This window comes from Mycobacterium sp., assembly GCF_040509115.1.
In the GTDB taxonomy this organism is placed as follows: Bacteria; Actinomycetota; Actinomycetes; order Mycobacteriales; family Mycobacteriaceae; genus Mycobacterium.
The window spans coordinates 1-2,798 of record NZ_JBEVLO010000484.1 but is presented as its reverse complement, the minus strand read 5'-3'; the positions used below and the strand labels follow the sequence as shown (position 1 = coordinate 2,798).

General features: G+C 68.1%; 4 protein-coding genes. All 4 read left to right on the top strand.

What is annotated here, in order from left to right:
• Window positions 1–60: 60 nt before the first annotated feature.
• The 4 genes from ABW137_RS32995 to ABW137_RS32980 are packed head-to-tail and all read left to right on the top strand — an operon-like array spanning window position 61 to window position 2,700.
• The gene (locus ABW137_RS32995; protein WP_526406679.1) at window positions 61–204 is read left to right on the top strand and encodes a hypothetical protein; all 144 of its coding nucleotides are present in this window, start codon (window positions 61–63) and stop codon (window positions 202–204) included.
• A 6-nt stretch (window positions 205–210) separates the two neighbouring features.
• The gene (locus tag ABW137_RS32990) at window positions 211–570 is read left to right on the top strand and encodes a hypothetical protein (RefSeq protein WP_526406677.1); all 360 of its coding nucleotides are present in this window, start codon (window positions 211–213) and stop codon (window positions 568–570) included.
• Between the two features lie 59 nt (window positions 571–629).
• Complete coding sequence (locus tag ABW137_RS32985; protein WP_526406675.1) at window positions 630–1,109, top strand: SRPBCC family protein; 480 nt, start codon at window positions 630–632, stop codon at window positions 1,107–1,109.
• 25 nt (window positions 1,110–1,134) lie between these two features.
• Window positions 1,135–2,700 (top strand): phytoene desaturase family protein, encoded by a 1,566-nt coding sequence (locus ABW137_RS32980; RefSeq protein ID WP_526406673.1) that lies wholly within the window; start codon window positions 1,135–1,137, stop codon window positions 2,698–2,700.
• Window positions 2,701–2,798: the final 98 nt, after the last annotated feature.

The window sequence follows — 2,798 nt, the reverse complement described above, 5'->3', positions numbered from 1 at the left end:
ACCGCCCTCCCGAACACGACCGATCACGAGAGAGTTCAGACCCGTTGACGAAAGGCTGAGATGACGATCGACGACAAGAGCGACCGCGACGAGAACGATTCCCACGACGAGACCGCTGGTGGCGGACTCGACCCCCGCGCTACCGACCATCCCACCGGCTCCCAGCAGGCGGCCGAGAACGAGGCCACCGACCCACCGGGCTGAGCCGACATGACCGACTCCCATCCCGACCCGAGCCCCGAGCTGCGAAAATTCGCTCGGGCGGTCTTGGACGTCCTCGTCCCCCTTGGCGAGGCCTTGGCGGCGGGCGTTCCGTCGCCGACCGGCGAGCAAAGCAGCTGCCAGCAGGCGTGGTGTCCGGTGTGCGCAATGGCGGCACTGGTCTGCGGTGAGCAACACCCGATGACGACGGTCGTCGCCGAGTACGCGGCCGTCCTGGTGTCGATGCTTGGCGCCGTGGCCGACCACGGCGGTGCGCCGGACCCGCCGAGTAAGGCCTCGCCCGGTGGCATGCCGCCCCCGCCCGCCCCAGGGCGTTATCAGCACATCCCCGTGATCGTGCACGACTGAAGCTGCCCGCCGGATCGACGACCGAGTCGACCCCATCCGCGTGAAAGGACGCGCCCAACATGGGATCTCCGCCAGAAGTGAACCACCGTTTGACGGTCAAGAGAGACACCACGGCTACTCGCCGTCAGGTGTGGGAGCAGATCGCCAACGGTTGGACCTATTCCCAGTGGGTCGTCGGCAACAGCCGAATGCGCGCGGTCGACGTCGATTGGCCCGCCCCTGGCAGCACCATTCACCACTCGGTCGGCGTTTGGCCGCTGCTGCTCGACGACGAGACGGTCGTCGATGAGTGCGTACCGGAGCGCAAGCTCGTTCTCATCGCGAAGGGCCGGCCGATCGGTGCCGCTCGAATCACCCTGAAGCTCTTCGACATCGACACGGGGTGTCGCATCGAGATGTCGGAGGTGCCGATCAGCGCGCCGCTCAAGTGGCTACCGACCAGCGCCAGCTTGGGTGCGGCCTGGCCGCGAAACCGGGAGTGCACCCGGCGACTGGCTGCGCTCGCCGAGGGTCGCACGTCCTTGGACGCCGCAGATTAGCGGGGGAGCAACCGTCGACGCGGTCGTGATAGGCGCAGGGCACAACGGCCTCGTCGCCGCCGCACTGTTGGCGGACGCGGGATGGGACGTCCTGATCTTGGAAGCGCAGGACCAACCGGGTGGCGCAGTGAAGAGCGCCGAGTTGACACCGGGCTACGTCAGCGACCTCTACAGCGCCTTCTATCCCCTGTCGGTGGCCTCTCCGGCGCTGCGCGAACTGCACTTGGAGGATCACGGACTGCGTTGGACACACGCTCCGTCGGTGGTGGGACACGCGCGCTCGGCCAGCGACGAGGATGCGCCGGTCATCTACCGCGACGTCGAGCACACCGCCGCTGAGCTCGATCGCCACCATCCGGGAGACGGCGAGCGGTGGGCGCGACTCTTCGACCAGTGGCTGCAGATCAAACCCGCCCTGCTGAGCAGCCTGTTCACTCCGTTCCCGCCGCTGCGCGGCCCGGTCTCCCTACTGCGGACGCTTGGCACGGGTGACGCACTGCGTCTGGCCCAGCTGATGCTGTCGCCTGCGGGGGTGATGGCGCAACGCCTGTTCGATGGCGACGCGGCGCGGCTGCTGCTTCTCGGCAACGCGATGCACGCCGACGTGCCGATCGACGCGCCAGGCAGCGGCATCATGGGCTACCTGCTGATCATGATGGCGCAGGACGGCGGCTTCCCCGTGCCGGTCGGCGGGGCGGGTCAGTTGGCGACTGCACTCGTCAACCGTGCCACGTCGGCCGGTGCCCGCATCGAGTGCGGGCGGCCCGTCGATGGCATCGAGATCCGGGGTGCCCGCGCGGTCGCGGTCCACACCGCCGACGGTGAGACCGTTCGGGTGAGGCGAGCAGTCATCGCCGATACCTCTGCACCGCAGCTGTACCAACGCCTGCTCCCCGCCGATGCCCTGCCCGCCTCGCTGCTTCAAGACTTGACACACTTCGTATGGGACACACCGGTATTGAAGATCAACTACGCCTTGGACGCCCCCGTTCCGTGGCGGTCGCGGAGTCTGGTCGGGGCGGGCACCGTCCATCTGGGGGCCGATCATGACGGGCTGATCCGCTGGATGGCGGACCTGAACACGAGAACCGTCCCCGAGGCGCCGTTCCTGCTGTTCGGTCAAATGACCACCGCCGACGCCAGCCGATCCCCCGACGGCACGGAAAGCGCCTGGGCCTACACCCACCTCCCCCGGGGAGTCTCCGACGACGCTGCGGCGCAGTCCCTTTCACGAGCAGTTGATCGCGTGCTCGAAGCGCATGCGCCTGGTTTCACCGACCACGTCGTCGGCAAGCAGATACAACGCCCGTCGGACCTGGAGGCCAGTGACGCAAATCTGTACTCCGGCGCAGTCAACGGTGGTACCTCGCAACTCAATCAACAGCTGATCTTTCGGCCCACCCCTGGTCTCGCCAGGGCGGAGACGCCGGTGGAGAACGTCTACCTCGGTAGCGCAGGCGCTCATCCCGGGGGCGGTGTGCACGGGGTGTGCGGGCGTAACGCCGCCCGAGCCGCGCTTGCCGGTGACGGCTTACGAGGCTGGCCGCGACGACGACTCAGTCGCGCGCTGCTGTCCCTGCTCGAACGCTGAGCTGTCGTTTCTTGGGGCCTGTCGTTCTCGGGGCCTGTCGACTTGGCGAACGACGCGAACGACACGGCCGAGGACGCGGGCCCGCCCCGCGACCGGGG